Below are 7,337 nucleotides of genomic sequence, written 5' to 3' on the forward strand. Positions count from 1 at the left end.
TCCGGTTATGAGCCGGATGCTCTAACCAACTGAGCTATTGGCCCTAAAGAAAGGTGACTTTAGAGCCGGAATTATACAGGAAATTGAACCGAAAAGCAATAAAATTCTCGAGTATGCCGAAAAGGACCATGAAGTTGATGAAGCTGCTTCCCCCGTGGCTCAGGAGGGGGAGGGGAACGCCGACAACAGGGGCGAGACCGATGGTCATGAGAATATTGATACTGGTATAGACAAAGAGGAGAAATGCGATCCCGTAGGCTGTGACCTGGATGAAATAGTCGCCCCGAGCGTGCATCCCCAGGCTCAGTATATGCAGAATGAGCAGGGCGTAGATGAGAATGAGGATAGCCGCACCCGTAAAACCGAAACGTTCGACATAGTACGAGAAAATAAAGTCACTCGATGCGATAGGCAGAAATTTCAGCTGGGTCTGCGTCGCTTCCTCTTTCGGTTTTCCCTGCATGCCTCCCGAGCCGATGGCGATGATCGACTGCTGGACATGGTAGCTCGGTTTTTCCGACAGAAAGTCGTGAATCCGCTTTTTCTGATAGTCGTGCAGATTGGAGTAGAGAAATGGTGCGACGATGGCGAGAGTGATGGCGATACCGGCCCAGATTTTCCAGTGAACGCCGACCAGAAAAAGAACACCGTAGCCGATGATGAGGAGGACGAGAGCGGTTCCGAGATCGGGTTCTTTTGCGATGAGTATGAAAGGCAGAAGAATATAGAGGGAAAATTTGAGAAAATCTCTCAGGGTGTATCCTCCGGGCGGTGGAGGATTCTCCTGTATGAGGTGTCCAAGCATCAGCAGAAAAGCGGGTTTGAAAAGTTCCGAAGGTTGAATGGTCAACCCGATAAAAGGCATCTGCAGCCAACGCTGAGCACCGAGTTTCGTTACGCCGAAAAGGTCGACACTGATCAGAAGGAGAATCGTTGTCCAATAGAAAAAGGGAATGAGCCACCGGATGGAGCGCCAGGGAATCAAAAAAAAGATGAAAAAAATGATAAAACCGAGCCCGATATAGAAGAGCTCTTTTCTGAAAAGCGAGGGGCTGATTTCGTTGACAAGAGTGAGTGAAATAACGATGAGAGGCAGAATGAGAAGAATCAGAAAAAAATCGAAATGTGTTAAAATTCGCCTGTCAAACATCAGTCTGTGTTTCATTGAATCCTACTGCCCACAATTATTTCAGGAATTGTACCCTACGAATGAAAAAAGAGAGATTAACGGAGACGTTGACGGTCGACAATGCGGAGCGTCTCGACAAGTTTCTGCATCGGCATATCGGCGGATCACGGAATCAGATCGAACAGCTCATTAAAAAGGGTCTGGTACAGGTCAACGAGAAAGTCGTCAAAAAAGCCGGATACAAGGTTGTTCCGGGTGAGAAGGTGGAGTACACGATACCCGAAGAGCCCTCCTATGAAGCCGAATCCGTCGATTTCGACGTTCCGATCATCTATGAGGACGAAGAGATTCTCGTACTCAACAAACCCTCCGGTCTTGTCGTCCATCCGGCACCGAGTGTCAAAACCCCCACCCTGGTCGACTGGCTCAAGGCCAAAGGTGTGAATCTATCGACGATCAGCGGCGAAGAGCGTCACGGCATCGTCCACCGCCTCGACAAAGAGACAAGCGGGGCGATGGTCGTGGCAAAAAACAATGCTTCCCACGAAAAACTCTCCGACCAGTTGCAGAACAGATCGATGGGGCGCTATTATGTCGCCCTGATCGACTACCCGCTAAAAGAGTCCGGAGTTGTGGAGGCTCCGATAGGCCGCAATCCTGCCAATCGGTTGAAAATGGGAGTCGTCAAAGGGGGCAGGGCGGCAAAAACACGTTTCGAAAAACTTCTTGTCAGTGAAAAAAACCGTTATGAATTGATCGGTGCGAAGCTCTATACGGGGCGTACTCATCAGATCCGGGTCCACCTGGCGTCACTGAACCGCCATATCGTCGGGGATAGTTTATACGGTTTTAAGAGCAGGAACGATAAAATAAAACGAATTTTACTACATGCATACATTCTCTATCTTGACCATCCCAAAACCGGAAAAACGATGCAATTTGTAGCACCGATACCGTACGATATGAGGGAGCGTCTTGAAAGCTGTTTTGAAAAGGAGCAATTAGATGAAATTTTGGATCCGTGCAATTTTCTACGGCGCTTTGGCGATCATTGCGACCGGCTGTTCTTCGAAGATCATGACACAGGAGGCGCCGAAGGTTCAGGCTGACCTGCCCAATGTCCAGTCGATACGGACGATCAGCAGCATGACGGCAGTGGGGCTGGAGTGGCAGATGGTGCCGTCGATGAAGATCGAGGGGTATCGGCTCTATCGTCTCGATCCCAACAGCGAGGAGAAGAAGCTCAAGCGTGTCGCGGAGATCGAAGATCGCTACAGTACACACTATGTCGATACCAAGTTGACACCCGGCACGGAGTATGTCTATCAGATGTCGACTTTCGACAAAGATGGATACGAATCCAGACAGTCTGCACCTGTTCATGTCAAAACGGCCCCGATGATTCATTCCGTGAGTTTTGTCCGAGCCATTACCGATCTTCCAAACCGTATCAAGCTGATCTGGAGACCGCACCAGGATCTTCGTGTCGTCGGATACGTCGTCGAGCGTGCATCCGTGTCGAAGCCGGGCGACTGGAAAAAGCAGGCCGATATCAAGCATCGGCTCAGTGCGGAGTATATGGACAAAAATCTGGGAGACGGGGAGGTCTATATGTATCGTATCCGGGCCAAGCTCTGCAACGGACTTCTCACCCATCCGAGCCAGCCGGTCAAAGCGATCACAAAACCGTTGCCGCTCATGCCGGGGGAGCTGAAAGCGACGACCGACCTTCCCAAAACGATTCGTCTGACATGGGAGCCCAGTCCGACGGCTGACGTCGTCTACTACAAGCTCTATCGTGCGCCGTTCGCTCTCGGCTTTTACAGCTATCGTGCCAAAGTGGAGGGTACGAGCTTCGAAGACCATGTCGAAGAGGATGGCAAACTCTACTATTACAAAGTGACGGCTGTCGACAAAGACGGTCTGGAGAGCCAGATGCCGGAATCTCCTGTCATCGGTTCGACGCTGGCGAAGCCTTCGCCACCTTCGATAACGGCAGCCAAAATCGCATTCAACCAGGCGATTATCACCTGGACACCGGTCGACAATCGAGCCGAAAAATACACCATTATCCGTACACATTGGGAAGGTTTGAGCAAAAAAGAGAAGATTTTCACCAATATCTATGGAACGAAATTCGTGGATAAAACGATGAGCCCGGGTGTCAAATATACCTATCGTGTGCTGGAAGTCGATAAAAACGGGATCGAGTCGAAGCCCTCGGAACCGGTGGAACTCTATATCGCAGCAGAAAAAAAGTAACGCAGCTTCATGCCGCATATTCGTATATCCGCATTTGAAATTCCTGCTTTGCCTTTCGAAGCGGAGGGTGTACGGTTTGAATGGTATGCAGAAAATCTGGAACACGGAGGGGAAGGGCTGCTGGGTGTCGAGGTATCCGGCGTCCCTTTTCTCCTTCAGGTCAAAGCGAAAGGGGATTCGGTTTTAATCAAGTCGGAGAAGATATCCCGGCCTTCACCCAATGCGTTGATCAAGAAAGCGCTTCAGGCCTACATCGCCACTGTCAGGCCGCAGGTTCTCTATTCGAACATCGCCAATGTCGAACAGGCAAAGCTGAAAGAACCTCTTCCCTCACTCAAGGAGATTGCCCGGTTCCGTGCCGATGATCTGCCGGAGAAACCGCTATGGATCGAGATAGGGTTCGGCAGCGGGCGTCACCTGATTCATCAGGCGCAGAACCATCCGGAGGTGCATCTGATAGGTCTTGAGATTCATCGGCCTTCGCTTGAACAGGTGATGCGCCGAATCGACCTCGAGGGAATCGACAATGTATGGGTGATCGATTACGATGCACGTCTTTTTATGGAGCTTCTTCCGAGTAACCGTGTCGAACGCATCTTTATTCACTTTCCTGTCCCGTGGGACAAAAAGCCGCATCGCCGTGTTATTTCCGAACCGTTTTTGGACGAGGCGATGCGTGTGCTGGTTCCGGATGGGACGTTGGAACTGCGAACCGACAGCGAGAACTATTTTCGCTACGCCATGGAGATCTTTACGCGGCCGAAACGGGTCCGTTTCACCGTGGAGAAAAATGGCGAAGCGGCGGTGCGAAGCAAATACGAAGAGCGCTGGCTCAGACAGGAAAAGGATATATACGAGGTGCATGTCGAAGCGCCCGAAATCTCCGAAGAGAGAAAAATTACAAAAGACTTTTCCTTTCCCTGTGCGCCGTCGGTGACAGATTTATATCAGAAGCGACCGCAAAAAGCGACGATCAAAGAGGATTTTTTTGTCCATTTCGAACGGTTTTACTCGATAAACGGGCAGGAAGGTCTTGTGCGTGTTTCGCTGGGAAGTTTTGATCGGCCGGAACACAAGTTTTTGCTGAACAGAAATGGAAAAGTATTCTACTATCCGCATGAACCGGTGGCGACGCAGACCAATCTCAAGGCGCACCGGGCGATCAAGGAATGGCTATGCGAAACGTCATAGAAGCGAACAGTCTGAAACTCGCCTACCCGAGGCATGAACCCGTAATTAAAAACGCGACATTCCGGGTGGAAACGAACCAGTTCGTTTTCGTTACGGGTGCGAGCGGAAGCGGGAAGTCGACACTGCTCAAATCGATGTATGGGGCGATGGATATTTCGGGTGGTGATTTGAGTGTCGGCGGTATCGACATGCGTTCGATTTCCGGTTCGAAACTCTACAAACTCCGCCGACATATCGGCATCGTGTTTCAGGATTACAAGCTGATCAAAGAGTGGAGCGTCGAAAAGAACGTGATGCTTCCGCTCATTATCGCAGGTTTTCCCAAAGATGTGTGCCGTGCGCAGGCGATCAAGCTTCTCAACCATGTCAAACTCTCCCACAAATCGGACAAATATCCGATGGAACTGAGCGGCGGGGAGCAGCAGCGTGTCGCGATGGCGCGGGCTTTGGCACACAACCCCTTTCTGATTCTTGCCGACGAACCGACCGGCAACCTCGACGACTACTCTTCGCAGGTTGTTTGGGAACTTTTGGAGCGGGCGAACGAAGAGCTTGAGACGACGGTCGTCGTCGTCACACACCATATTCCCGAAATGTTCAACGCGGAGTATCGTCATTTGATGATAGAAAACGGAGTCGTTTATGACATTCATTAGAAATCATCTCGGACTCATCCTGCCGCTTTTCGCGATTCTTTTCGCGATCGAATATCTGCTCGTTTTCGACCGGGTCATCAAAGATTACGAAACCCGTCTGCAGGAACAGTACACTGTGATCGTGGTTGCGGAGAAGTCGGTCGAACCGAATCAGATAAAACATGCGAATGTTCTGGTGAATTCGGTCGAATCCGTGGATGCGGAAAGTGTACTTCTGCGTATCCGAAAGCAGATCAGCAAACGGAATCTTGAAAAAATCAAAGCGGTGATTCCGGCCTTCTACACGGTAAAACTCCGACACTACCCGGACAAAAAAAGGCTTGAAAAACTTAAACGCGACCTTCTTTCGGTCAAAGGTGTCAAGCGTGTGCAGATTTTCGAAAAGGTGCATGACCGGCTCTATGCCATGCTGCTCTTCATGAAGACGAACTTTTATATCTTCGGCGCCCTCATCGGTCTCATCGGTTTCCTGCTGGTGATGAAACAGATGGTGATATGGCAGCTCGAACATAAAGAGAGAATGCAGATCATGGCACTCTTCGGAGCACCGGTATGGCTTCGCAGCGGTGTGCTTTTCCGGCTCGCCTTCGTCGATGCGCTGATCGCTATTCTGCTCGTTACGGGGGGCATGGTCTATCTGATTTCAGATAACTATGTCAAAGGAATATTGACGGAGATGGGGATCAATACAACCCTGCTTCTCCATCTGAACGATTTGACCTATCTCGCTTCGGCCGGATTCGGGATTGCACTTTTTTGTGCAATGTGGGTTGTCGTACGGTTCAGGGAGGAACTTTAAGGCCGATGCTCTACAGACTTTTCCCGCTCTTTCTTATCTGCGCGATCTCTCTTTTCGGCGCCTCGATCGATAAAAAGATAAAGAGTTCCAAACAGCGATTGGCGAGTACCAAAAGCAGCTATGCCAATATGGACAGAAAACTGGCAAAAATCGCGAAACAGATCGAACAGAATCAAAAAAAACTGAAACAACTCGACCTGATTATTTTGACATCGGAGAAAGAGATTGCCGTCAATTCGATTTTATTGGCGGAGGGACAGAAGCGTCTCGAAGAGATCGAGAGGATCTCCAAAAACCTGGACAAAACGCGGGAGGAGCAGGAGAGGAGACTTGTTGCACTTCTGGCAAACCGCTATATTCTCGAAGAGCTCAAAAAAGAGGAGGGCGTCCAATCTCCCGATGATGTTATCGAATCGGAAGTCCTCTCCTCCCTGATCAAAAATGATAACGAACGACTCAAATCGATGCAGTCATCCTATCTGAAAACACTGGCCGAAAGCGAATCGTTGACAAAAGAGGCCAAACGCATCAAACGAATGATAGAGCGGCTCAGAAAACGGAAAAAGACGGCAGCCAAAGAGAAAGAACGGCGTAAAAAACTGATGGCGAAACTCAAAAAGGAGAAAAAAGAGTACCAGAGCAGACTCGAAAAATTGCAGAAAGAGGAGAGCGATCTGCGCAATACACTGGCGAAACTCAAAATTCTGAAACGGCGGGAGGCCGAAAAAGCGGAACGAAAGAGAAGAAAAACCGAAAATGCGGCCATAGCGAAAGGGGATAAACTGAAGGTCCGTACCATCGGCTCCTCCTACCAGAAACATGCCATAGGGCGTTATCGGGGCAAAAAGACAATATCCCCGGTCGGAAAAGCCAAGGTGGTGAAGAAGTTCGGCTCGTATATCGATCCGGTCTATAAAATCAAGATATTCAACGAATCGGTAACACTGCAGCCCTACAGGAAAAATGCCAAAGTCAAAAACGTTCTGAACGGGCGTGTCGTCTTTGCCAAAAAGACCCCTATGCTCGGCAAAGTCGTCATTATCGAGCACAAGAACAACCTGCATACCATCTATGCGAAAATGGATAAAATCGCTCCGACGATCCGTGAGGGAAAGAAGATCAAAAAAGGGTATGTCATCGGACGGGTGGAGAAAGAGCTGATGTTCGAAGTGACACAGAAAAACCGCCACATCAATCCGCTCCAACTGATTCGGCTGCGCTAAATCAGACCCGGCGATTTACGCCGGGTTATATGGGCATTATGGATTTAGGAGTGTGCCTGCTCGGGTGCTCCGCCTGT

The 7,337-nt window shown here is 49.8% G+C and carries 7 protein-coding genes; 6 read left to right on the top strand and 1 reads right to left on the bottom strand.

Annotation, left to right across the window (positions count from 1 at the left end):
* Window positions 1-43: 43 nt before the first annotated feature.
* Window positions 44-1,165, bottom strand: coding sequence for an FtsW/RodA/SpoVE family cell cycle protein (locus tag Q1K24_RS08360; RefSeq protein WP_300368768.1), 1,122 nt, complete (start codon window positions 1,163-1,165; stop codon window positions 44-46).
* A gap of 44 nt (window positions 1,166-1,209) precedes the next feature.
* Between Q1K24_RS08360 and Q1K24_RS08365 the strand changes: the two genes are divergently transcribed.
* The 6 genes from Q1K24_RS08365 to Q1K24_RS08390 are packed head-to-tail and all read left to right on the top strand — an operon-like array spanning window position 1,210 to window position 7,260.
* Entirely contained in the window at window positions 1,210-2,238 is a 1,029-nt protein-coding gene (locus tag Q1K24_RS08365; RefSeq protein ID WP_300368771.1) for an RluA family pseudouridine synthase, read from the top strand.
* Window positions 2,135-3,391 carry a hypothetical protein gene (locus Q1K24_RS08370; RefSeq protein WP_300368774.1) on the top strand — a complete coding sequence of 419 codons (1,257 nt, stop codon included), beginning with the start codon at window positions 2,135-2,137 and terminating at the stop codon, window positions 3,389-3,391. Before Q1K24_RS08365 ends, Q1K24_RS08370 begins: the two co-directional genes overlap by 104 nt.
* A gap of 9 nt (window positions 3,392-3,400) precedes the next feature.
* Entirely contained in the window at window positions 3,401-4,582 is a 1,182-nt protein-coding gene (gene trmB / locus Q1K24_RS08375; protein WP_300368777.1) for a tRNA (guanosine(46)-N7)-methyltransferase TrmB, read from the top strand.
* A complete protein-coding gene (locus tag Q1K24_RS08380) occupies window positions 4,567-5,238 on the top strand; it encodes an ABC transporter ATP-binding protein (RefSeq protein WP_300368780.1) in 672 nt (223 codons plus the stop codon). The genes trmB and Q1K24_RS08380 overlap by 16 nt, the downstream gene beginning before the upstream one ends.
* On the top strand, window positions 5,225-6,037 hold the full coding sequence (locus Q1K24_RS08385; protein ID WP_300368784.1) for a hypothetical protein: 813 nt from the start codon (window positions 5,225-5,227) through the stop codon (window positions 6,035-6,037). Before Q1K24_RS08380 ends, Q1K24_RS08385 begins: the two co-directional genes overlap by 14 nt.
* A gap of 5 nt (window positions 6,038-6,042) precedes the next feature.
* The gene (locus Q1K24_RS08390) at window positions 6,043-7,260 is read left to right on the top strand and encodes a peptidoglycan DD-metalloendopeptidase family protein (RefSeq protein WP_300368787.1); all 1,218 of its coding nucleotides are present in this window, start codon (window positions 6,043-6,045) and stop codon (window positions 7,258-7,260) included.
* Window positions 7,261-7,337: the final 77 nt, after the last annotated feature.

The sequence above is a fragment of the Hydrogenimonas sp. genome, assembly GCF_029932565.1.
In the GTDB taxonomy this organism is placed as follows: Bacteria; Campylobacterota; Campylobacteria; order Campylobacterales; family Hydrogenimonadaceae; genus Hydrogenimonas.